This is a genomic window from Flavobacterium johnsoniae (assembly GCF_001879205.1).
Classification (GTDB): domain Bacteria; phylum Bacteroidota; class Bacteroidia; order Flavobacteriales; family Flavobacteriaceae; genus Flavobacterium; species Flavobacterium johnsoniae_A.
In genome coordinates, this window is the sequence record NZ_MLFK01000005.1 from 26,223 (window position 1) to 48,138 (window position 21,916).

The following is a 21,916-nucleotide window of genomic DNA, read 5'->3' on the forward strand; positions in this document are numbered from 1 at the left end:
CAGATTAATCCGTGAAAATTTGTGGAATTTGTGTTTATTTTAGTTTCTTAATTACGGCGCCGGATCTGGAATTACGGCCTGAACCGCATTAATCTCAGCAAGAATTTCTTTTGAAAGCTCCACATTAATAGTAGCAATATTTTCTTTTAACTGCTCTATTGTTGTAGCTCCAATAATGGCACTTGTTAAAAAAGGCTGCTGCAATACAAAGCCCATTGCCAGTTCTGTCAGGGTTAATCCGTGTTTTTGAGCAATCTGCTGATAAAGTTTAGTCGCCTGTGTACATTGCTCGCTGTTGTAACGTGTATATTGCGGGAAAAGCTTAATTCTCGCGTTTGGATGCGCTTCTCCAGTTAAAAATTTCCCAGTTAAAGTTCCAAATGCTAAAGGAGAATAGGCCAATAATCCCACATTTTCATGTTTAGAAACTTCGGCAGAATTCACTTCAAAAAGCCGGTTTAATAAATTATACGGATTTTGAACGGTTTTGATTCTCGGCAGATTTTGATATTTACTTTCTTCCAAAAGACGCATCATTCCCCATGAATTTTCGTTTGAAACCCCAACATGTTTAATTTTTCCTTCTTTAATTAATCCGTCAAAAGTCTCCAGGATTTCTCTAAAATTATCTTCCCAGGCATCTTCATAACCTGTAAAAGCACGGCTTCCAAAATTATTTGTTTTACGTTCCGGCCAATGCATTTGATACAAATCGATATAATCTGTCTGAAGACGTTTTAAACTGTTTTCTAAAGCATATTTTATACTGGCAGGAGAGAAATCTAATTTTTCGCGCATATAACCAAAATTAGCATTAGGACCCGCAATTTTAGATGCCAGAACAATTTTGTCACGGTTGCCTGATTTTTTAAACCAGGTTCCTATAATTTTTTCTGTACTTCCGTAAGTTTCTTTACTTGCCGGAACTGAATACATTTCGGCTGTATCGAAAAAGTTCACACCTTGATCGAGTGCATAATCCATTTGTTCGTGACCTTCAGCCTCGGTATTCTGCTGGCCAAAAGTCATGGTTCCAAGATTGATTTTACTAACTTTTATATCTGTGTTTGGAATTGTAGTGTATTTCATTTTTTTATAATAGGTTCAAAGTTGCAGAGGAACAAAGGTACAAAGGGATTTTTCAAATTGAAATTTGTTAAAGGTTAAAAAAACCACAAGATTTTCTCTTTCTTTTTTATACCTGCAAGGTTCTCAAAACTTGCAGGTATAAAAAAGGCTCAAAGTAAAAACTTTGAGCCTTTGTAACTTAGAACCTCAGTTCCTCAGAACCTTAATTAATACTATTAAGCATTTCAGCAATTTCATCTAATCTTGGTGTTAAGATGATTTCGATTCTTCGGTTTTTAGCTTTTCCTTCCGGAGTGGCATTACTTGCCAGAGGAGAGAATTCACTGCGTCCTGCTGCTGTTAATTTTTGTTTATTGATCTTTGCGTTTTCACTTAAAATAGCCACAATTGCTGTTGCTCTTTTAGTCGATAAATCCCAGTTGTTTGCAATTGGTCCTGAACCTGCATACGGATCGTCATCTGTATGCCCTTCAATTAGAACCGAAAGATCCGGATTGTCGCCCAAAACTTTTCCAAGTTCTACAACTGCTCTCCTACCTTCTGTTCCAACTGCCCAGCTTCCTGAATTGAAAAGCAGTTTGTTTTCCATAGAAACATATACTTTTCCGTTTTTCTGTTCCACTGTTAAACCTTTACCTTCAAAACCATTTAAAGCTTTCGATAAAGTTTCTTTTAGTTTATGCATCGCGGCTTCTTTAGCTGCAATCATATCTTCAAGTTCTTTCAAACGGTTTGCTGTTTTGTCTAAACGTGCCTGTTCATCGGCTAATTTTTTAGATTTTGCTTCTAATTGTGCCAGTAAATCACGGTTTTTAGCCATGTTGCTTTCTAATGCATCGTTGCTGTTTTTCTCCAACGCATTATACGAATCCTGCAATACTTTGTATTTTTTTTGTTCCGCAGCTAAATCCGCTTTTTGTTTTGCAAGTTCATCTTTTGTTGCTGATAAATCTTTAGTTAACTTATCACGATCTAATTCTAACTGATTTTTTGTCTTTTTCAAATCAGCATTTTCATCAGCAATTGAACGGTTTTCTTTTTTAAGATCTGAATATTTTGTTTCAAGATCGTTGTAAATCTTTTTGGATACACATGAAGTTGCAGACAATGCCAAAACTACTAATCCGATAGAGGCTTTTTTAATCATTTTATTTTTTGGTTTTTATTTGGGGCGATTAATAATTCTAAGTATTCAAATTCCAAAACTCAAATTCCAAATCCCAAATCGTTTCATAGTTTTATCGGAATGTGTATTTAAATTTTCGAATCGCTATTCTCTCAACAAGAACAATACCAAACTTTACTCGATTTCGACTAAAACCGGACAATGGTCTGAGTGAACAGCATCTGGAAGAATTACAGCGCGTTTTAACCTGTGTTGCAGCGAATCGCTTACCAGATTGTAATCGATACGCCAGCCTTTGTTATTACCCCTCGCTCCGGCGCGGTAACTCCACCATGAATAATGATGCGGCTCTTTATTAAAATGACGGAAACTATCAATAAAGCCAGATTTCATAAACCCGTCAAGCCAGGCACGTTCTGCAGGCAAGAACCCGGAAACAGTTTTATTGCGAACTGGATCGTGAATATCAATTGCTTCGTGGCAAATGTTATAATCACCACAAATAATAAGATTTGGAATCGTAAGTTTCAACTCATTAATGTACGTTTGAAAATCATCCATGAACATAAATTTATGGTCTAAACGATCAATATTTGTTCCGGATGGAAGATATAAACTCATTACAGAACAATCCTCAAAATCAGCACGAAGATTACGCCCTTCAAAATCCATATGATGAATTCCGGTGCCGTATACCACTGTTTTAGGTTCAATTTTAGATAATATTGCAACACCGCTGTATCCTTTTTTTGTTGCAGGATAATAATATTGATATGGATAGCCTGCGGCCGTTATAGCCTCTACAGGAATTTGATCCTGAGTCGCTTTAATTTCCTGAAGGCAGATAACATCCGGGCTCGCAGCTTGCAGCCACTCTATAAAACCTTTAGTAATTGCAGCACGAATTCCGTTTACATTATAAGAAATAATTTTCATTGAGGTAATTTTTTTAGGATTCCAAATGTAATAAAAAAGTGGAAAGTTTGTGATTGGAACAACGAAAAGTAGAGTTTTTTGTTATCTTTGTTCGCTGCTCTAATAAATTAAAAATAGTACATGGGTTTAGTTACCGCGAAAGAAGTTGCAAAGGCAATAAATGTTGAGAAGTACGGGGTTCTTGGTACTTTTTCAGGCTGGATTCTTATGAAGGTTCTTAAGATCTCTACCCTTAATAAAATTTACGATCATAATAAACATTTAGAGGATGTTGCATTTTTAAACGGAATTTTGGATGAGATGGAAATCAAATTTGAAATTCCCGAAGAAGATTTAAAACGTTTGCCTAAAGAAGGGCCGTATATTACCATTTCAAATCATCCGCTTGGAGGAATTGATGGCATTTTGCTATTGAAATTAATGCTTGAAAGAGAGCCAAATTTCAAAATCATTGCCAATTTCTTATTACACAGAATTGTTCCGCTAAAAAAATACATCATGCCGGTTAATCCTTTCGAAAATCATAAGGATGCTAAATCGAGCGTGGTAGGAATCAAAGAAACTTTACGTCATTTAAGTGATGGTAAACCGCTGGGGATTTTTCCTGCCGGGGAAGTTTCGACTTACAAAGACGGAAAATTAGTAGTAGACAAACCTTGGGAAGAAGGCGCCCTGAAATTAATCAGAAAAGCAAAAGTTCCGGTTGTACCTATTTATTTTCACGCCAAAAACAGTAAATTGTTTTATTGGCTTTCTAAAATTGATGATACTTTGCGTACTGCAAAATTACCTTCTGAACTGCTTACGCAAAAAGATCGTGTAATTAAAGTTCGTATTGGTAAACCAATTTCTGTTAACGAACAAAACGAAATTGAATCATTTGAGGAATATTCAGAGTTTTTAAGAAAGAAAACGTATATGCTTGCCAATCCGTTTGAAAAAGACACCAAATTGATAGACACAGCAAGTCTTAAAATTCCAAAAGCGCCTAAAAAAATCGTAACGCCGGCAAATGAATCAAAAATGATTGATGAAGTTCAGGCCTTACGAAACAGTGACTGCCGATTATTGCAAAGTAAAAATTATGAAGTGTTTTTTGCCAGAGCAAAATCAATTCCGAATATTCTGCATGAAATTGGACGTCTTCGCGAAATCACTTTTCGTGAAGTAGGCGAAGGAACTAATGAATCTATAGATATTGATCAATACGATCAATATTATCACCATATGTTTTTGTGGGACGATGAAACCAAAAAAATAGCAGGAGCTTACCGTATGGGATTAGGTTCTGAGATTTATCCTAAATATGGCATTGAAGGTTTCTATCTAACTGACTTGTTTAGATTCGAGCCGGAACTGCACGATATGATGCATAAATCGATCGAAATGGGACGTGCTTTTATCATTCGCGAATATCAGCAAAAACCAATGCCATTATTCCTGCTTTGGAAAGGTATTATTCACACCACGCTTCGTCATCCGGAACACAAGTATTTATTGGGTGGCGTAAGTATCAGTAATCAGTTCTCAGATTTCTCAAAATCGTTAATGATTGAGTTTATGAAATCGAACTATTATGATCCTTATATAGCACAATATATTCATCCGAAAAAAGCATACAAAGTAAAACTGAAAGATGCCGATAAAGATTTTATCTTCGATGAAGCCGAATCTGATTTGAATAAGTTTGATAAAATCATTGATGAACTGGAACCAGGGAATTTACGCCTGCCGGTTTTAATCAAAAAGTATATCAAACAAAATGCGAGAGTAGTTGCTTTTAATGTTGATCCTTTGTTTAATAATGCCGTAGACGGCCTAATGTACATTAGAATCGCAGATATTCCCGAAAGCACTATGAAACCCGTTATTGAAGAGTTTCAAATAGAATTGGAGCGTAAATTATCTGAAAAAGAAGATTAGTCTAATCTCTCAAAATAAAAAAATCCCATTCGTTGCGACGAATGGGATTTTTTATGTTTTAAAACCAAGGTTTTCTTCCAACCTGATAGGTCTGGTAAAACTCTTCATCGGTTTTTGTCAGATAAAGAATCCCTTCTATTAAACCAATTACACCGCCAATTCCGCATAAAAGACCTAAAACAAGCTGAATAATACCTTCTTTAGTATATCCTAGATAAAACTTATGAATTCCAAATACACCTATTACAATGGCCAAAATTCCGGCAACTACTTTTTTGTTTTCTGGTTTGGAACCTCCAAATTCTGATTGCGTATTTTCCATATTGTTATTTTTTTTTTTAAATTAAAATCTATAAAAAAAATCCCATTTGTAAATTACAAATGGGATTTAATATGTTTTAGAACCAGCCTTTTTTACCTACTTGATAAGTTTGGTAGAATTCTTCGTCTGTTTTTGTCAGGTAGATAATTCCTTCAACAAATCCGATTATACCTCCAAGTCCACAAGTAACAATACTAATTACTAATTGAATTATACCTTCCTGAGTATAACCTAATATAAATTTATGGATTCCTAAGTATCCAAAAATTATTGCCATAATTCCGGCTAATACTTTTTTATTTTCTTGTCTTGGAGCTGATGGAGTGTTCCAAGATTCTGGTTTTGTAGTTTCCATATTTCTTTAATGACAATTACAATTCTGCTTTACCAATTTCATTAACTTCATCAAACTCATTTTTAGGATCCGGTCCGTAAGCGTTTGCTCCTCTGTCTCCTTCTGTACAAGCTAAAATCAAGTTGTAGATTGGAATAAGGATAAACCAGCCGCTTTTTCCAACATCATGCATTCTTCTAACTCCAACAGCAATCGAAGGAACTAAAACTGCAAGACTGTAAACATTTCCAATTAATCCTAGGGTTGGAGAAATTAATCCGAAAATAAGGCCTAAAGCAAAACTTATAATAATATTTGCTAAGAAAAACATCCAATATTCTTTTCTTCTTGCTCTTCCTTCAAAATTTGCATAGTTTTCAAAAACCACTTTTTTGTACCATTCAATCATAATTAATAAAATTAGTTTAATAATAACGCCTACTCTTTTTAGGATTTTCGGCTACTCCAAATAAAACAAAGAAAAAGTTATTTAGACTGATTCTTTAAATATGGAAACAATATTATTAAAAATTAACAAATAAAACTAATCGGCAGCAATAAATTTACAAGAAAAGACTCGTTATTTAAAATTAAAGAGGTAAATCAAACATTAAGCATACACCGCCTTAATTTTATCTACTATAACCTGCGCCAAGCGTTCATGACTTTCAAACGTCCAACCCGCAATATGAGGCGTCAGCAGCGCATTTTTAGCTTCCAGCAAATACTGAAATGCTTCGGGAGTATTTTTATCCTGAAAAAGCGTTTCAAAAGATAATTTTTCATATTCCAGCACATCCAGTCCGGCCCCTAAAACTTTTTTAGTTTTCATTGCTTCAACTAAGTCTGCAGTTACTATATTTTTTCCTCTTGACGTATTTACAATCCAAAAAGGTTTCTCAAACGCATTTATAAAAGCGGCATTAACCATTTTATCTGTCTGTGGTGTCCATGGAAGATGAAGACTTAATACATCTGCCTTTTTTTGCAATTCTGACAATGAAACTTGTCTGGCATTTTCGTCTCCGATATTTTCTAAAATATCGTGAAAAATAACGTCCACTTCAAAACCACGAAGTTTTTTGGCGAAAGCTTTTCCCATGTTTCCATAACCAATAATTCCAACCGTTTTCCCATCAAGTTCATGGCCTCGATTGCTTTCACGATTCCATTGTCCGGCTTTCACTTCGGCGTCGGCCTTATTTAGATTATTAAAAAGAGATAAAATTACACCCAAAGAATGTTCGGCCACTGCATTTCGATTTCCTTCCGGTGCCGCGATTAAATGAATTCCTTTTGTTTCGGCATAATCACAATCGATACTTTCTAAACCTGCGCCAACTCTGGCAATAAACTGAAGATTCACCGCTTTGTCTAAAAAAGTCTTATCAATTTTAAACCGGCTTCGAATTACGATTCCGTTATAATCCTGAATTTTGGCTTCGATTTCTTCTTTAGAAGATTTAAAATCGGCATGATTTTCAAAACCCGCTTCTTCCAATTGATTCCACAGAACCGGATGGTTGCTGTCGATATGTAAAATTTTTATGCTCATTTTATTGCTTTTTATAAAAAACAAAAATACGGTTAATTTATTTTTCTCTCGCAGATTAAAGAAATTAAGCAAGATTTTCTCATCTCATTTTACTTTTTAAATCTGTAACAAAAACCTTTAAAATCTGGGTACATTTACGGCCGGCCAGCGTTCAATAACAGTCAAAATTTTTTATTGGTCAGATTTTTTTTAACTTTGAAAATACAAGCTTCAGGAAATTCTATTTCTTAGATCAATCATTACAAACTTTCCAAAATGAAATTAACCAAGATTTTTACAGCCTTTTTTGAGAACGAAAAATCAGGCGGATTACTCTTATTATTTGTCACTATAATTTCTTTATACGCGGCCAACTCGGCATATTCGGCGGAGTATATTGCTTTTTGGGAAAAAGATTTCGGCGGGCATTCTATCACACATTGGATTAACGACGGATTAATGGCCATTTTCTTTTTGCTGATTGGTTTAGAATTAGAACGTGAAATTTATCATGGCGAACTGTCTAATATAAAAAATGCTTCACTTCCTATTATGGCGGCTTTTGGAGGCATGCTGGTTCCTGCCGCTATTTTCCTAGCTTTAAATTTTGGAACCGCTGCTCAAAAAGGAGCCGGAATCCCAATGGCTACTGATATTGCTTTTGCCATCGGAATTTTATCTCTTTTAGGCAGTAAAGTTCCCGCTTCATTAAAAGTTTTTTTAACCGCGCTGGCTGTTATTGATGATCTTGGCGCTATTATCGTTATTGCTGTATTTTATACTACTTCAATTGCATTTGTAAATTTGGCAGTCGCTTTAGGAATCTGGGCTTTATTATTTGTTTTAAACCGAATGAAAATTCATAACCTTATTCCTTATTTAATTGGAGGTGTCATAATGTGGTATTTTATGCTCAATTCTGGTGTTCATGCTACAATTACAGGTGTTATTTTGGCATTTGTAATTCCGTTTGGTGACGGCGGAGAGAAATCATCTTCATACAGGTTACAGCATTTTCTTCATAAGCCTGTTGCTTTTATAATTCTGCCTTTATTCGCCATTGCCAATACTTGTATTGCGATCGAATCCAATTGGCATGCTGGTTTAAATCATCCTAATGCGTTTGGAATTATTTTAGGATTGGTAATAGGCAAACCTTTAGGAATTGTTCTTTTTTCTTCAATTGGAGTAAGTGCGGGTTTATGTGCTTTGCCAAAAAATCTAAAATGGGCTCATATCTTAGGAGCCGGAATGCTGGGCGGAATTGGTTTTACAATGTCAATCTTCATTACGCTTTTAGCTTTTAATGATCCCGAAACCATTCTGTATTCCAAAATATCAATTCTAATAGCTTCTCTACTTGCAGGTGCACTTGGTTTTGCTTACTTAAAGTTTATTTTGACGAAGGAAAAAAGTGCTTAGATTTTAACGCACGGATTTTACAGATTAAAACAGATTTAATTTTTAAAATTTAAAACTCCAATTATGATCGCAAGAATATGGCACGTAAAAACAAAATGCCCAGACTTTGAAGAAAACGCGGCGCACTTTGAATTTTTTGCTTCATGGTTAAAGCTGTGGAAGTAAAATATCAATTAGCAAATTCCAACATTACTGCCTTTCTTTAGATGAAAACAATAAGACAAATACTTACTTTATCAATATCAATTATAATACTGATTATTGGTATTATATTATATCGAATAATATTTAAAGCCCCTCCTGATCCGAATTATAAAATTCCTGTTTATTTTTGTGGAACATCAAGTCCTGAATTAGAAGAAAACGAATATAAAGGAAAAGAAATATTCAATGCTAATTGTGCCGCTTGCCACAAACTAGATGCAAAAAGTACTGGTCCTGCTCTTCGCAACATAGATTCATTAGTCTTTGTAAAATGGGTGATCGATAAAAATCATAAAATTGACAGCACTAAAATTGAAAAATTGGGGTTAGATTATCACAGAATGAAGTTCAAAGATTTAATAAATGAAGATAATATTTCTTTCCTAATCGATTATTGCTCAAGAACACGTTATTAAATTCCAAAAACAAAAAATCCCAAATCCCAACTCAGGAATTGGAATTTGGAATTTTAATATTTGAAATTTTAAAATCTTAGCCTTTTATTTGTTTCAAAGAGGTCTTAATTCCTTTAATCAAAGAAGAACTAAAACCGTTATGTTCCATTTCATTCAAACCAACGATTGTACATCCCTGAGGAGTTGTTACGCGGTCGATTAATTGTTCCGGATGCACTTTTTCTTCTAATAACATTTTTGCAGCTCCTTTTACTGTTTGTGCGGCAATTGCCAAAGCAGTATTTGAATCAAACCCAATCTCAATTCCGGCCTGCATAGAGGCACGAATATATCGTAAAGCATACGCAGTACCACAAGCACCTAAAACTGTCGCTGCATCCATTAATTTTTCATCGATTACAGGAGCTGTTCCTAAATCCTGGAACAGATCTACAATTGGCAAAGCTTTTTCACGGTCTTTTTCCGGAAAAGAAATACATGTTGCCGATTCTCCAAACTGCGCCGCGATGTTTGGCATAATACGCACAACCGGATATTCGTTATTGGTTTTCGACTGAAGAATATCCAAAGACAAGCCGCTTACTGCCGAAGCAATGGTTTTATTTTGAATAACCGGAAGAATCTCTGCCAAAACAGTATCTACCTGATACGGCTTTATAGTCAAGATCACTACATCCGCTTCCTGAATATTGTGTTTATTGTCATTAGAAACTGTAATTCCATATTCGTTTAAATATTGAATACTGGCTATGTTTCTTCTTGTTACGGTAACTTGATTGTTTTTTGAAAATTTTGCAATTCCCAAGGCAATAGAAACCCCGAGGTTTCCTCCTCCTATAATGTGTACTTTCATCCTGCTTGGTTTTAATTTATTTCTGGACTTGTTAACAGCCTGTTTTTCGGCTGTAAATTACGCAGATTTTAAGGATTTTAAATCACTGTAATCTATTAATTTGTGGCAAAAATTAAAACCCAAGAATCAATTTGGCAACTCCAAAATAGAGCATAATTCCAAATACGTCATTAGTTGTAGTAATAAAGGGACCTGTAGCAATTGCGGGATCTATTTTATTTTTATGCAGAAAAAGCGGTACTAAAGTTCCTAAAGTTGCAGCAAACATAATAACCACGATCATAGAAATAGAAATGGCTATTCCAACTAAATACTGCTGGTACATAAGTGAATGATAACCCAGCAAAAGCAGGGAAATGATACTTCCGGAAATCATAGAAACGGTAATCTCTTTGCTGAAATAGCTTCGGCTGAATTCTTTCAGAGTTCCGTTTGCTAAACCCTGAACAACGATTGCCGATGCCTGAACTCCAATATTTCCCGCTGTAGCCGAAAGTAAAGGCACAAAAATAATTAAGGTTGAATATTTCTGAAAAGCAGTTTCATTGTCTTTTAAAACAAAAGAAGCCACAATCTCGATTACCATCCCTATTAAAAGCCAAGGCAGACGTGCTTTTGTTAATTCTAAAACACTGTCATTCGTTTCGATGTCTTGTGTAATACCCGCCGCTAACTGGTAATCTTTATCGGCTTCGTCTTTAATTACATCTACGATATCATCAATTGTAATTCTTCCAACCAATCGTCCAAGCTCATCTACCACCGGAATTGCCTCTAAGTCGTATTTCTGCATGATACGCGCTACCTCAACATCTTCGGTATCTACGTTTACAAAATTTAGTTTTCGGATATAAACATCACCAATTTGAGTTTTGGTTGAAGAAGTCAATAAATCCTTTAGCGATAACCTGCCTTTTAAGCGGTTTTCATCATCAACCACATAAATAGAATGCACTCTGGATACATTTTCTGCCTGAATTCGCATTTCTTTCACGCAGGTAAGAACGTTCCAGTTTTCATTGACCTTTACAAGCTCTTTTCCCATCAAACCACCCGCCGTGTTTTCGTCATAACGAAGTAACTCGACAATATCTTTTGCGTGCTCAACATCGACTAATTCCGAGATAACTTCTGCTTTGATTTCCTGCGAAAGTTCTGCGATAATGTCGGCAGCATCATTTGTTTCCAGCTCATCAAGCTCCTCTGCAATCTCTTTAGGCGAAAGTCGGCTTAAGATATTTTCACGCAGATCTTCTTCTAGTTCAAGAAGAATTTCGGCTGTTTTATCACTATCTAAAACCTTGAAGATATAAGTTGCCTCATCAAAATCCAGCTCATCCAGGATTTCGGCGATATCAGCATGGTGAAGGTCGTTAAGTAAAATTTCAAGTTCATTGTCATTTCTCTTAACGATATGTTCCTCTAATTGGTGGATAAATTCTTTGCTAACTTTGAACTCCATCGGCTTCTATTTTTTGAGTCAAAACAATAAATTCGTCAACACTTAGCTGTTCGGGACGTTTATCAAAGATAGTGTCTTCTCGCAGTTTATCTGATAAATTTAATGTTTTCAAACTGTTACGTAATGTTTTTCGTCTTTGCTGAAAAGCCGTTTTTACAACGGTAAAAAATAACTTCTCACCACATGGAAGGCTATAGTCTTCCTTTCGGGTCATTTTCATCACACCCGACTTGACCTTGGGCGGAGGAATAAAAACATTTTCGTCTACAGTAAACAAATACTCAGTATCATAGAAGGCCTGGGCTAAAACGGATAAGATTCCGTAAGCTTTTGATCCTTTTTTCTCGCAGATTCGCTCTGCAACTTCTTTTTGAAACATTCCGGAAAACTCCGGAATCTGATCTCTAAACTCTAATGTTCTAAAAACAATTTGAGTTGAAATATTATAGGGAAAGTTTCCAATTATAGCAAATTGCTTATCCTTGTACACTTCATTAATATTGTATTTCAGAAAATCCTGAGAGATAATCTGATCTTTTAATTTTGGATAATTTTCGCCTAAATACACCACAGATTCTGTGTCAATTTCAATAACGTGTGTATTTATTGGCTTCTCAAGCAAATACTTAGTCAACACACCCATCCCTGGTCCTATTTCTAAAACCTCATCATATCCCTTTAAGCTTAAAGTATCTGCAATTGCTTTGGCGATACTTTCGTCTTTAAGAAAATGTTGTCCTAAATGTTTTTTGGCTTTTACTTTTTCCATTTTATCTTTCTTGTTTTGCCGCGAGGGCGCAAAAGTATTCTTTTTGCTGTGAAGGGTCAAAGACTCAAGGATTTATTTTTGCTTTTTATGCTTTTTTTGCCACAAAGACACAAAGACACAATATTTATTTTTTTCTTGGCTCGATGACAATCTGAAAATTATCCTTGTTTTTATCTACTTTGTTCTTTACTGGAAATCTGCTAATACGTTCGCTTAAACGTAAAAAACTATAAAAAATCTTTCTACTTTAGTTAACTTCAAAAAATCTTCTTGCTGCTGTTTATTGCTTTCCTCTTTAGTTTGAAATCGAATTTCCACAATAGACTTTTAAGTAAAAACTGAGGCCGAAAACCGAGACTGAAAACTAAAATTAATGTTCAGAAATAACCTCAAGCTCTGTTCTAAAAGAAAGCATTTTATCTGCAAATAACTCTAATGCTTCTCTGTCAAAATGCGGCTGGTCTTCGATGTAATATTTTTCTAAAGTTTCTTTGCTGTCGGTTGTGTATTGAACTGAATAAGTAATCCCGCCCATTTCTTCTTCCACCAAAACCTTAACAATTCGTGCCGAAGAGAATTTCTCCGTTGCCAGGATTTCCGGAATATGTTTTTCCTGCATCCATTTTAACCATTGGTCGTGAACGCTCTCGTGTATATTGGTTGTAATATTGTAAATAATCATTTTTTTTAAAGGTTCTGAGATTCTGAGGCTCTAAGATTCTAAGGTTTTAGATTCTTGAACACAAATCATCCTATTACTAATTCTATTGTTTAATCATTAATTCGGTTAAACGGTTAAACGAATAACCGGTTAAACCAAACTATAAATTCTTATCCCCTCTCAATTCCCGGTATTTTTTTCTGGCATCAACAAAGTAAATACTATCCTGATGATTAAAAATTACCTTTTCATACAAAGGTTTTGCCTTTTCTGTATCTTTTAATTCGTCGTTGTAAATTTCTGCCGAAAAAAACAGCGCTTCATCCACATAAATCCCATCGCTGTGATTGTCTATGATCTGCTGGTATTGACTTAAAGCAGAAGCATAATCTTTCTGACTTTCATATATTTGGCCTAAACGCAACAATGTTACAGCTTCAATTTCCTGTCCTTTAAAGGTTTTTAGAATATTCTGAAACTGCGTAACTGCTTCTTGTTTCTTATTTTGATAAAGTAAAAAATCACCTTTTGCAAACTGCTTTAATGCCGTTTGTGTCGAATCGGCTGCGGTATTGTCATTTATCAGTAAAAAATATTCAAGAGCGTCGTTGGCAATTAATTGTGTATTTGCCGATTTTAATTCTTTAAATTGTTTTAAGGCCCATTCAAAATCAGTTTTAAAATAACTTGTTTTTGCGGCTTTTAAACTGGCTTCGTGCGACATGACGTCATTCTTTAAATCCAGTTGAATCTGCGAATAATAAATCAATGCCTGATTGAATTTTTCTTCTAAAAGCAAAATATCTGCCAGTTCCATTTTGGCATCTGCCTGTTGATACGGGTTTAAATTTAATTCCAGTGCCTTTTTTACAACTGCCTTGCCCTCTTCTGTCTTTTTTAAATTAAAAGCCAGAAAATGCGCCTGAATTAATTGCAAAGATAAGGTAAAAGGATTTATTTCATAAGTAACCAGTAATTGCTGCAATTCATTTGTAATAGCCGGATAATCTTTTTCCTGTGCCTTATCAATTTTAATCTCCATTAAGCTGGCATTACTCTGAATAAGTAAATCACGGTCTTTTGTGTTTAACAGAATAAAATTCAGAATTTCTTCGGCCGTTTCAGTATCATCTTCATTCAATGCAAACTGACTCAAATTTACAATACTGATTAAAGATTCCGGTTCGCGTTTATAAATAGCTTTTTCCTGAATGAATGCTTTTCCAAACTCTTTTTGCTGTACATAAAACCAGCTCAGATAATGGTTCCAAAAAACGTCCTGATCTTTCTGTGTTCTTAAGATCAATGCTTTTCGCATCGCATCTTTAAAAGCCGTATTGTCCGTTTCCCCGTTCATAAAACGAGCAAGCTGCATTTGGATTAAATTGGCATTTTGCTGGTTATTATAAGATTCTGTCAGTAAAAGGTCGATCATCAAATCTGTTTTTCCCAACTGACCGTACAACATTCCTATCTGGAAATTGAAATTGTAATTCGGCTGCACCTGCATTGCTGTCTGATATGATTTTAAAGCATATTCCAGCAAAACCTTTTTTTCGAAAGCATTTCCAACTCCGTATACATCATTCGGATTGGTTTTTATTTTTTCGATTGCCTGTTCGTAGTAACTTTTGGCTTTAGATTCGTTTTTCTGTAATTGATAATTGTATCCCAATTCAACCAGAAAAACACCTTGTTTGTAACGATTGTAACGTTCCAGAATTGTTTTCTCGGCAATATCAAATTGCTGTAATTGCTGATAACAATCTATGGTTCGCAAAAAATATTGAGTATTAGACGGCGAGCTTTTTAAAAGATCTTCGTAAATAATTTTAGCTTTTTCGAAATCGCCTTTATCGTAGTAATTATTTGCTAACTGTTCGTTTTGAGAGAACGCAAGACCAGACCACAACAAAACGATATAGATAAAGATGTTTTTCATATTTCAGTTCTTTTTAGCCGCGGTTCTCAGTCTCAGTGTTCAGTCACAGTTTTTAGTGTTAGTCGCAGTTTACAGTTTCAGTAATTAGTGAAATTAACGTGAGACTGTAAACTGCGACTGTAAACTATATACTAAAGTTAGTCAATTATATCAAATCCGCAGTATGGACGTAAAACTTCTGGAATTACGATTCCTTCCGGTGTTTGGTAATTTTCTAAAATTCCGGCCAAAACTCTTGGCAATGCTAACGAACTTCCGTTTAATGTATGTGCCAATTGGTTTTTTCCGTCTTTGTCTTTGAAACGCAATTTCAAACGATTTGCCTGGAAAGTTTCAAAATTAGAAACAGAACTAATTTCTAACCAGCGATCCTGAGCTGTTGAAAACACTTCAAAATCATAAGTCAAAGCCGATGTGAACCCCATATCACCTCCGCAAAGGCGTAAAATTCTATATGGCAATTTTAATTCCTGCAGAATGTTTTTTACATGTTCTACCATTCCGTCAAGTGCTGCATATGAACTATCCGGATGCTCAACACGTACAATTTCGACCTTGTCAAACTGATGTAAACGGTTTAATCCGCGAACGTGTGCTCCGTAAGAACCTGCTTCACGACGGAAACAAGGCGTATAAGCCGTATGTAAAATCGGAAGCTCACTTTCGTTTAAAATAACATCACGGAACAAATTTGTAACCGGAACCTCAGCCGTTGGAATCAAATATAAATCATCAACTCCGGCGTGGTACATCTGCCCTTCTTTATCCGGCAATTGTCCCGTTCCGTAACCTGAAGCTTCGTTTACCAAATGCGGAACCTGAACTTCATTATATCCGGCAGCCGTATTTTTATCTAAAAAATAATTGATTAAGGCACGCTGTAAACGAGCCCCTTTTCCTTTGTAAACAGGAAAACCGGCACCTGTAATTTTCACTCCCAATTCAAAATCGATGATATCGTATTTTTTAACCAATTCCCAGTGAGGCTGTGCGCCTTCGTGTAAAACCGGAATATCACCTTCTTCAAAAACATTCAAATTGTCATCTGGAGTTTTTCCTTCAGGAACAATATCAGCCGGAAGATTTGGCAGCGTGTATAATTTATTTGTTAACTCAACAGCCAAAGCCTCTGCTTTTTCTCCAAGTTCTTTGCTTTTTTCTTTTAACGTAACAGTTTTTTCTTTTAAGATTGCTGCTTTAGCTTTCTCTCCAGCCTTCATTAATTCGCCTATATCTTTGGACAATTTATTAGATTCAGCTAAAGTATTATCTAATTCCACTTGGGCTGCGCGACGATTTTCGTCTAATTGCACCACCTCTTCAACAACGCTTTTAGCATCGATATTTCGTTTTGCTAAAGCCTTGATTACTTTCTCCTGATTTTCTCTAATAAATGCGATTTGTAACATAGCTTGATTTTTATAACTATTGTATTTTTTTATAACGGAAGCAAATTTAAGGAAATGTTTGCTAAGATTACCTACAAATTGTGATCAACATTTTACTCCTGGCAGAGCATTTACTTTATATCACCTATTCTTTTATAATTTTAAAAGTTTCTACAACATCGCCAATTGTAGTTTTTAAAACATAAAATCCGGAATCTAACGAGATGATGTTTATACTTCCGTCGCTGGTTTTTCCCTTTAAAACCGATTTTGATTCGAAATTAAACAATTCAAAATCAAAGTTTTTAGACTTATAGTTTTCTACAGAAATGGTTGTTTTTGCCGGATTTGGAAAAACGAAAGGCTTATTTTTAACTATACGGTCTGGTTGAATATTACTGCAGGCATTTTCTAAAAGCATATCCAAATCGGATTCATCATACACCAGCGTATAATTGAGTTCCTTTGCTTTTTGAAATAACTTGCAGGCTTCGTCATATTTTTGCTGATCGAGGTAAATAATACCGAGATTTTTCATGGCAAACGAATTGTTTTTATCCATCTCTAATGCCGCTTTTAGATCAGCAATTCCTTTATCAGATTCTCCCAGTTTATGATAAATTAAACCTCGGGTAGTTTTTAAGTCTCGGCCTCCGTAACCCGTTGTTCTTTCAATAATAACACTTTCAGATTGAAACGCCTTTTCGACATTCTCAAATGCTTTTTCATATTCGCCCGTATCACTGAATAACCTGGCGAGTCCCCAGTATGCGTGGGCATGATTGGGTTTTTCAATTATAATTTTCTCTAAATAATAACGCGCCAAATCATACGCTTTTCGATGTTGCAACAATGTTGCAAAATTGTATAAAATGCGATAATCATTGGGCGCGTTCTTAATTGCTTTATGATAATAGTGAAACGCAAAAGCTTCCATTTCCAGCGAAGCATAAATGCTTGCTAATCGGTCATAAAGTTTACTTCTAAAAACTGCCATTTTCTTTTGAGCAGTATCAGAAAGAGTCAGGTTCTTGTTTTTGGGATCTTTGTCAATAGCAAATTCTACCTTTTTTAAATCTTCAATTGCCAAAGTATTATTGCCAAGCCTTACACTCAAAACGCCACGATTATACAAATCATTAATACTTGTGGGATTGAAGTTGGTTTTCGCATTAATGTCTGTCAGCATTTTTAATGCTTTTTTAACGGTTTCCTCCTGGTCTTTATTAAACGGAAGTTTATGGTCTGTTCTTCCGGTCATTTTTCCATGTGCAAAATTCCATGTTACGAGTTTTTCGCCTTGTTTGTTCAGCTGAAAACAATCGCCGTCTTTTTTCCCGTCTTTGTCAAAATAAAAAACTTCGTTTAATTTTCCGTTCGGATAATAGGTTTTAGAACTGTCCGCTTTTTTGTCTTCACCATACCAAATGGCAACCGAAACAATCTTGTCGTCATAAAAATAGCGGGTTACATTATCAGCTGTTTCTTTTTGTTTTTCCTGAGCCAACAAGAAAACAGGCAGAATCAAGAGAACAAAAAGTAGTTTTTTACACATTTTTTAAGTTTTTGATGCGAAATTACAAAAATCGGTTGCGATCGTCTTTTTTAAATGAGTAGTTTTTTCCGTCAAATTTTAATCTTTGAAATTCTTTTTTGACTTTTAAATCGCTTTTTTGCTGAATATCATTTTCCAAATCTTCTTCGGCTGATTCTTCATAAGAGTAGATTTTAGAAACCAATAAATCACTAAAACCATTTGTACTCATATCCGAAATACTAATTCCGGTTTCCAGGGTTTCTATTTGATAAGTTCCTCCTCCGTTAGAATCTCCATTTGCAGAACGAATTGGATATTCGTATAAAATTTTCTTTATTCTATTTCCGTCAAAAGTTACGATTGTAAATTTTTCTTCAGAATACATTACCACCCTGCTGCTCGAATATACTTCTGTACTAAAAGCAATTGCAGGTGTTTTTTCATTTAAATGAAGTAAATCTTTTAGAATGTACGTTTTGGCAACCCTTAAACCTTCATTTTCATAATAACCAAGATTATTATCTGTTTCCTGAGCCAGAACTTTTCCATCTTCATTATTGACAAAAACGTATTTTCGTTCGTAATAATTTCCAAGATTTTCCTCGGCTGATTTTACTTTGGCTTTTTTATTAATAACCGAAATAACAAAAAAAGTGACCGAATCGTTATACCGAATCGAACTTACATCTTCTGTTTTAATTGCCTCATACTTGATTTGTAGGTTTTCAGCTGTTTTCTTCAGCAGACCCAAATTTAATTCGTCTGAAGGAACTATATATTCACTTTTTTTAAAAATCAGTCTTTCAACTGCTTTAGGAGTTTCTGTTTGAACGGCCAGCGATGGAGCGTTCTCGTCAATGATCTGTTTTTCACTTTTTCCGCAAGAGGATAAAAATAGAAAAATGCCACTGAGAATTAAGTAGGAATTAATTTTCATTGGTTTTGATTTTAAAATTAGGGGCTCTCAAATATAAAATATTCTTAGTAAGCTTTTTAAATAAAATCAAAATTTTAAAAAAGTTCTTAATTTATTTATATTCCACTAACAATTCCCGCAATTCGCTTGTTTTTAAAAACACGGAAAATCTTTCTGCCAAAAGCAAAATATCTCTTTCCTGAACCAATTTATATCTGAAAAAAGGGCAGCTGAAGGCATTAGTTAATGCTGCATTTTATTTTATTCCACATTAAACAATCTCAATATATAAGAAAGTTCATAAACAATAAAAAGCAATACCAGAATACTGTGAAACACTTTATTATTGATTTTTATTGCGGCCAAACATAATACAACATGGCTTATAACCCGAATAAAATATTCGGTTTGATTGTATAAAAAGTAATCGCCGCCTTTAATTGCCGTATCGATTATATCAGCGATAAAACTTATAGCCAGTATAGAAAAAAACCATTTCTTGCGAGAATAAAAATAATCTTCATATCCGGTATAATCTGCTAAATCATCGGGGTAAAGAATAGCACAGAGTAAATAATAAACCAAAATATAACAGATGATGAAAAAATAATCAGCAAAATACCACTCGTGGATTAATTTAAGATTAAACTCCCACCACCAAAAATGAATGAGCATTAAGAAAACATAAAATACCCAGAGGGAATGCACAAAGTAGATTTTCTTACGACCCGGATGCTGAATAAAAATTACTGATCCCTTGATAAGATGCGTTAAACTCAATCCCAGAATAATTCCTATTATTGATTTGACATGCGTTAGTTCTTCCATAAATAATCAATATTTATACAGAACTAAAATTAAGGTAATTAATTCAAAAACAAATATTTATGGAATTAAATTTATCGCAGGATATTTTCTTCACATTGTCAGGCTGAGCGAAGTCGAAGCCCACGTTCGCTGAATCACTTTGCGTGGCTTCGACTTCGCTCAGCCTAACAATACTGGAGTTAAAAACTTCGCGAGATTAAAACAAAACTCTTTGCGTGCCTTGCGTCCCTCTTAGCAAACTTTGCGGTTAAAAAACCTTAAGCACGTTTTATCTCATGTCCAACAAATTCCTCCAAAACCGCAAACATATCGTCTACAGAAAGCACTTCAAAATCGGGATGGTTTTTTAAAAACTCAGCATTTAGTTTCGCTAAGTTTTCTTCTAATTCAAAAAAAGTATCATTATTCAACGAATCGCGAACCGGATTTACGCCTTCTAATTTCCCTTTCAGGAATTTACCCAGTTTTATATTACTCATTAATCTTACTTTTTTGCTTTGTTCCTGAAACAATTCTAAATGTTTTTCGGCACCAATTAAAGCCAGACCTTCTTCGATAAGTTCATTTAGTTCTTTGTTCCAGCCTGAGTTGTAAACAAACTGCGAAAAGTTTCCTTCGGCATATTGCGAATAGTAATAATCAAGATAGTAACTCGTAAGTGCATCTTCGTGAATAAACTCATCGTCTACACCTTCTTCTCGCATTAAGTTGATTACCGAAATATTAGAGTGAATGACATCCTGCGGATTTTCACTTTTCATTGCCGTTTCCGAAACTATTATTCTACCGAATTCCTCCATTTTGTTTTGTTTTGAGATTTGCTTTGCAAATTTCAGTTAAATAAAAACAGAAAAGAAATTCATTTTGATTTAAATAACATCAGACTCGTTGTTATTCTTTTTTTCATTCATTTTTGCCACCAAAGCTTTCAAGCGTAAGGCATGCGCTTTTTTCTCTTCTTGAACTTTGGCTTTTTTCTTATTGAGCAGCTTGGTATGCAAAGCCTTGTTTTTTGTATTTTTTTGAGGTCCTTTTGCCATGATTCCTATTCTTCATTACTTTATGAGGCAAATTTCGGGGAAATAATGATACAAATAGAAATGTTTTTATGTTTCTCTCCCAAAGCAGAATAAAATCGAATTCTGTTTTCAAAAAACCAGTGTAAATACTTAGTAATTAGTTTTATTTTATTTATACACTTGTATACCAAATAATTACAAAAAACAAAAAACTATGAAAATCAAGGAACTGAAAAAAGATCTTTTATATAGTGATATTGAAGAAAGAATTAATAGTATTAAAAGAAAAAAGAATATTTACTTACTGCTTTACCGAGCAACAAAAATTATAGTTTTTATTGCAGGTGCAACTGTTACGGTACTTACAGGCTGGAAAATATTAAACGAAGATGAAAAATTTGATCCTGGGAACTATGTTTTAGTTATCAGTGCTTCCATTACTGTTTTAGCCGCCATAGAAGGATTGTTCAGTTTCAAAGACAAAGGAAAAAGTAATGACCTTTTGTTGTTTGAATTGCGAAGACTTAGAGATAGAATGTGTTATGATTTTACAAAAGGGAAATGGATATATGAGAAGAATAAAGATTATCATTTTTTAAAATATCAGGAAATTTTAGAGGCGCAAAAAACTATCATCGAAGATTTAAGTGGTGGTGAAGATTAATTGCAGTCAGAAATAAGTTTATCGGTCACGCAACCATTTAAAAAAATAGCATCTGTTTAATAAATAGCATTTTACAACAAATCCTAATTAACTAAAACCATGAAACAGATTTTTTTTATTTTCATCATTTTGCTTGCTTTCGTGAGCTGCAATCGCGACGACTCAGACCAAGATTCATCAAATGTAACGTACACCGAAATTATTAAGGGCGATTTTTACAATGGAGAAAACAGCAATCCAAAAGCTAATTTAGTTATACAAGACCAAGCTACATGGAACAATGTACTTTCTAAAATGAATCTTCTTTTGCCTGCAAATACGATTTTTCCTGATACTAACATCGATTTTACAAAATATCAGGTAATTGCTGTTTTTGATCAGATACGCAATTATGGAGGTTATTCTATTGACATTACCAAAATTACCGAAACCCGTAATCGCATAATCATTAAGGTAGAACAGTTAAAACCAGGAGGCATTGCTACTGTGATAACACAGCCATACCACATTGTTAAAATACCTAAAAGCAATAAAAAAGTAGTCTTTGAATAAATAACAAATTTACTAACCA

23 protein-coding genes are annotated in these 21,916 nt (G+C 34.5%); 5 read left to right on the forward strand and 18 right to left on the reverse strand.

What is annotated here, in order from left to right; genetic code table 11:
* Positions 1-51: 51 nt before the first annotated feature.
* From BKM63_RS05335 to BKM63_RS05345, 3 genes are all read right to left on the reverse strand, one after another.
* Positions 52-1,089, reverse strand: a complete 1,038-nt coding sequence (locus BKM63_RS05335; RefSeq protein ID WP_071635605.1) for an aldo/keto reductase — start codon at positions 1,087-1,089, stop codon at positions 52-54.
* 202 nt (positions 1,090-1,291) lie between these two features.
* A complete protein-coding gene (locus BKM63_RS05340; RefSeq protein WP_071635606.1) occupies positions 1,292-2,236 on the reverse strand; it encodes an OmpA family protein in 945 nt (314 codons plus the stop codon).
* Positions 2,237-2,389: 153 nt separating this feature from the next.
* A complete protein-coding gene (locus tag BKM63_RS05345; protein WP_071635607.1) occupies positions 2,390-3,151 on the reverse strand; it encodes an exodeoxyribonuclease III in 762 nt (253 codons plus the stop codon).
* A gap of 120 nt (positions 3,152-3,271) precedes the next feature.
* On the opposite strand from BKM63_RS05345, the gene BKM63_RS05350 reads away from it, so the two are divergent.
* Positions 3,272-5,074, forward strand: a complete 1,803-nt coding sequence (locus BKM63_RS05350) for a GNAT family N-acyltransferase (protein ID WP_071635608.1) — start codon at positions 3,272-3,274, stop codon at positions 5,072-5,074.
* A gap of 58 nt (positions 5,075-5,132) precedes the next feature.
* Here the strand turns inward: BKM63_RS05350 and BKM63_RS05355 are convergent, their stop codons facing one another.
* From BKM63_RS05355 to BKM63_RS05370, 4 genes are all read right to left on the reverse strand, one after another.
* Positions 5,133-5,396, reverse strand: coding sequence for a TM2 domain-containing protein (locus tag BKM63_RS05355; RefSeq protein ID WP_071635609.1), 264 nt, complete (start codon positions 5,394-5,396; stop codon positions 5,133-5,135).
* A 76-nt stretch (positions 5,397-5,472) separates the two neighbouring features.
* Positions 5,473-5,751, reverse strand: a complete 279-nt coding sequence (locus BKM63_RS05360) for a TM2 domain-containing protein (protein WP_071635610.1) — start codon at positions 5,749-5,751, stop codon at positions 5,473-5,475.
* A gap of 16 nt (positions 5,752-5,767) precedes the next feature.
* The gene (locus BKM63_RS05365) at positions 5,768-6,139 is read right to left on the reverse strand and encodes a DUF805 domain-containing protein (protein WP_207539239.1); all 372 of its coding nucleotides are present in this window, start codon (positions 6,137-6,139) and stop codon (positions 5,768-5,770) included.
* 201 nt (positions 6,140-6,340) lie between these two features.
* Positions 6,341-7,285 carry a 2-hydroxyacid dehydrogenase gene (locus BKM63_RS05370; RefSeq protein WP_071635611.1) on the reverse strand — a complete coding sequence of 315 codons (945 nt, stop codon included), beginning with the start codon at positions 7,283-7,285 and terminating at the stop codon, positions 6,341-6,343.
* A 255-nt stretch (positions 7,286-7,540) separates the two neighbouring features.
* Here BKM63_RS05370 and nhaA point away from each other — a divergent pair, with 255 nt between their 5' ends.
* Together nhaA and BKM63_RS05380 are read left to right on the forward strand one after the other, a co-directional pair.
* A complete protein-coding gene (gene nhaA, locus BKM63_RS05375) occupies positions 7,541-8,686 on the forward strand; it encodes a Na+/H+ antiporter NhaA (protein ID WP_071635612.1) in 1,146 nt (381 codons plus the stop codon).
* Between the two features lie 206 nt (positions 8,687-8,892).
* The gene (locus BKM63_RS05380) at positions 8,893-9,306 is read left to right on the forward strand and encodes a c-type cytochrome (RefSeq protein ID WP_071635613.1); all 414 of its coding nucleotides are present in this window, start codon (positions 8,893-8,895) and stop codon (positions 9,304-9,306) included.
* A gap of 76 nt (positions 9,307-9,382) precedes the next feature.
* Here BKM63_RS05380 and proC read toward each other — a convergent pair whose 3' ends face one another.
* From proC to BKM63_RS23590, 11 genes are all read right to left on the reverse strand, one after another.
* Positions 9,383-10,159 (reverse strand): pyrroline-5-carboxylate reductase, encoded by a 777-nt coding sequence (proC, locus tag BKM63_RS05385; RefSeq protein WP_071635614.1) that lies wholly within the window; start codon positions 10,157-10,159, stop codon positions 9,383-9,385.
* A gap of 112 nt (positions 10,160-10,271) precedes the next feature.
* The gene (gene mgtE / locus BKM63_RS05390; protein ID WP_071635615.1) at positions 10,272-11,621 is read right to left on the reverse strand and encodes a magnesium transporter; all 1,350 of its coding nucleotides are present in this window, start codon (positions 11,619-11,621) and stop codon (positions 10,272-10,274) included.
* The gene (gene rsmA, locus BKM63_RS05395) at positions 11,605-12,390 is read right to left on the reverse strand and encodes a 16S rRNA (adenine(1518)-N(6)/adenine(1519)-N(6))-dimethyltransferase RsmA (RefSeq protein WP_071635616.1); all 786 of its coding nucleotides are present in this window, start codon (positions 12,388-12,390) and stop codon (positions 11,605-11,607) included. Before rsmA ends, mgtE begins: the two co-directional genes overlap by 17 nt.
* Before the next feature lie 370 nt (positions 12,391-12,760).
* Positions 12,761-13,072: a DUF4286 family protein gene (locus BKM63_RS05405; protein WP_071635617.1), complete on the reverse strand. Its 312-nt coding sequence runs from the start codon at positions 13,070-13,072 to the stop codon at positions 12,761-12,763.
* Positions 13,073-13,211: 139 nt separating this feature from the next.
* On the reverse strand, positions 13,212-14,993 hold the full coding sequence (locus BKM63_RS05410) for a tetratricopeptide repeat protein (protein WP_071635618.1): 1,782 nt from the start codon (positions 14,991-14,993) through the stop codon (positions 13,212-13,214).
* Positions 14,994-15,130: 137 nt separating this feature from the next.
* Positions 15,131-16,402, reverse strand: coding sequence for a serine--tRNA ligase (gene serS, locus BKM63_RS05415; protein WP_071635619.1), 1,272 nt, complete (start codon positions 16,400-16,402; stop codon positions 15,131-15,133).
* A gap of 124 nt (positions 16,403-16,526) precedes the next feature.
* Positions 16,527-17,936 carry a tetratricopeptide repeat protein gene (locus tag BKM63_RS05420; protein WP_071635620.1) on the reverse strand — a complete coding sequence of 470 codons (1,410 nt, stop codon included), beginning with the start codon at positions 17,934-17,936 and terminating at the stop codon, positions 16,527-16,529.
* Between the two features lie 22 nt (positions 17,937-17,958).
* Complete coding sequence (locus BKM63_RS05425) at positions 17,959-18,855, reverse strand: hypothetical protein (RefSeq protein ID WP_071635621.1); 897 nt, start codon at positions 18,853-18,855, stop codon at positions 17,959-17,961.
* Between the two features lie 240 nt (positions 18,856-19,095).
* A complete protein-coding gene (locus BKM63_RS05435; RefSeq protein WP_071635623.1) occupies positions 19,096-19,662 on the reverse strand; it encodes a hypothetical protein in 567 nt (188 codons plus the stop codon).
* Positions 19,663-19,919: 257 nt separating this feature from the next.
* Positions 19,920-20,462: a DMP19 family protein gene (locus tag BKM63_RS05440; protein ID WP_071635624.1), complete on the reverse strand. Its 543-nt coding sequence runs from the start codon at positions 20,460-20,462 to the stop codon at positions 19,920-19,922.
* 69 nt (positions 20,463-20,531) lie between these two features.
* On the reverse strand, positions 20,532-20,702 hold the full coding sequence (locus BKM63_RS23590; protein ID WP_165608753.1) for a hypothetical protein: 171 nt from the start codon (positions 20,700-20,702) through the stop codon (positions 20,532-20,534).
* 193 nt (positions 20,703-20,895) lie between these two features.
* On the opposite strand from BKM63_RS23590, the gene BKM63_RS05445 reads away from it, so the two are divergent.
* Together BKM63_RS05445 and BKM63_RS05450 are read left to right on the forward strand one after the other, a co-directional pair.
* Positions 20,896-21,345: an SLATT domain-containing protein gene (locus BKM63_RS05445; RefSeq protein WP_071635625.1), complete on the forward strand. Its 450-nt coding sequence runs from the start codon at positions 20,896-20,898 to the stop codon at positions 21,343-21,345.
* Positions 21,346-21,444: 99 nt separating this feature from the next.
* Positions 21,445-21,897: a protease complex subunit PrcB family protein gene (locus BKM63_RS05450; RefSeq protein WP_071635626.1), complete on the forward strand. Its 453-nt coding sequence runs from the start codon at positions 21,445-21,447 to the stop codon at positions 21,895-21,897.
* The last annotated feature ends 19 nt before the right edge of the window (positions 21,898-21,916 follow it).

Bases quoted from the DNA above. Each gene is read 5' to 3' on its own strand.
- BKM63_RS05335 (WP_071635605.1), bottom strand. From the start codon at position 1,089: ATGAAATACACTACAATTCCAAACACAGATATAAAAGTTAGTAAAATC.
- BKM63_RS05340 (WP_071635606.1), bottom strand. From the start codon at position 2,236: ATGATTAAAAAAGCCTCTATCGGATTAGTAGTTTTGGCATTGTCTGCA.
- BKM63_RS05345 (WP_071635607.1), bottom strand. From the start codon at position 3,151: ATGAAAATTATTTCTTATAATGTAAACGGAATTCGTGCTGCAATTACT.
- BKM63_RS05350 (WP_071635608.1), top strand. From the start codon at position 3,272: ATGGGTTTAGTTACCGCGAAAGAAGTTGCAAAGGCAATAAATGTTGAG.
- BKM63_RS05355 (WP_071635609.1), bottom strand. From the start codon at position 5,396: ATGGAAAATACGCAATCAGAATTTGGAGGTTCCAAACCAGAAAACAAA.
- BKM63_RS05360 (WP_071635610.1), bottom strand. From the start codon at position 5,751: ATGGAAACTACAAAACCAGAATCTTGGAACACTCCATCAGCTCCAAGA.
- BKM63_RS05365 (WP_207539239.1), bottom strand. From the start codon at position 6,139: ATGATTGAATGGTACAAAAAAGTGGTTTTTGAAAACTATGCAAATTTT.
- BKM63_RS05370 (WP_071635611.1), bottom strand. From the start codon at position 7,285: ATGAGCATAAAAATTTTACATATCGACAGCAACCATCCGGTTCTGTGG.
- nhaA (WP_071635612.1), top strand. From the start codon at position 7,541: ATGAAATTAACCAAGATTTTTACAGCCTTTTTTGAGAACGAAAAATCA.
- BKM63_RS05380 (WP_071635613.1), top strand. From the start codon at position 8,893: ATGAAAACAATAAGACAAATACTTACTTTATCAATATCAATTATAATA.
- proC (WP_071635614.1), bottom strand. From the start codon at position 10,159: ATGAAAGTACACATTATAGGAGGAGGAAACCTCGGGGTTTCTATTGCC.
- mgtE (WP_071635615.1), bottom strand. From the start codon at position 11,621: ATGGAGTTCAAAGTTAGCAAAGAATTTATCCACCAATTAGAGGAACAT.
- rsmA (WP_071635616.1), bottom strand. From the start codon at position 12,390: ATGGAAAAAGTAAAAGCCAAAAAACATTTAGGACAACATTTTCTTAAA.
- BKM63_RS05405 (WP_071635617.1), bottom strand. From the start codon at position 13,072: ATGATTATTTACAATATTACAACCAATATACACGAGAGCGTTCACGAC.
- BKM63_RS05410 (WP_071635618.1), bottom strand. From the start codon at position 14,993: ATGAAAAACATCTTTATCTATATCGTTTTGTTGTGGTCTGGTCTTGCG.
- serS (WP_071635619.1), bottom strand. From the start codon at position 16,402: ATGTTACAAATCGCATTTATTAGAGAAAATCAGGAGAAAGTAATCAAG.
- BKM63_RS05420 (WP_071635620.1), bottom strand. From the start codon at position 17,936: ATGTGTAAAAAACTACTTTTTGTTCTCTTGATTCTGCCTGTTTTCTTG.
- BKM63_RS05425 (WP_071635621.1), bottom strand. From the start codon at position 18,855: ATGAAAATTAATTCCTACTTAATTCTCAGTGGCATTTTTCTATTTTTA.
- BKM63_RS05435 (WP_071635623.1), bottom strand. From the start codon at position 19,662: ATGGAAGAACTAACGCATGTCAAATCAATAATAGGAATTATTCTGGGA.
- BKM63_RS05440 (WP_071635624.1), bottom strand. From the start codon at position 20,462: ATGGAGGAATTCGGTAGAATAATAGTTTCGGAAACGGCAATGAAAAGT.
- BKM63_RS23590 (WP_165608753.1), bottom strand. From the start codon at position 20,702: ATGGCAAAAGGACCTCAAAAAAATACAAAAAACAAGGCTTTGCATACC.
- BKM63_RS05445 (WP_071635625.1), top strand. From the start codon at position 20,896: ATGAAAATCAAGGAACTGAAAAAAGATCTTTTATATAGTGATATTGAA.
- BKM63_RS05450 (WP_071635626.1), top strand. From the start codon at position 21,445: ATGAAACAGATTTTTTTTATTTTCATCATTTTGCTTGCTTTCGTGAGC.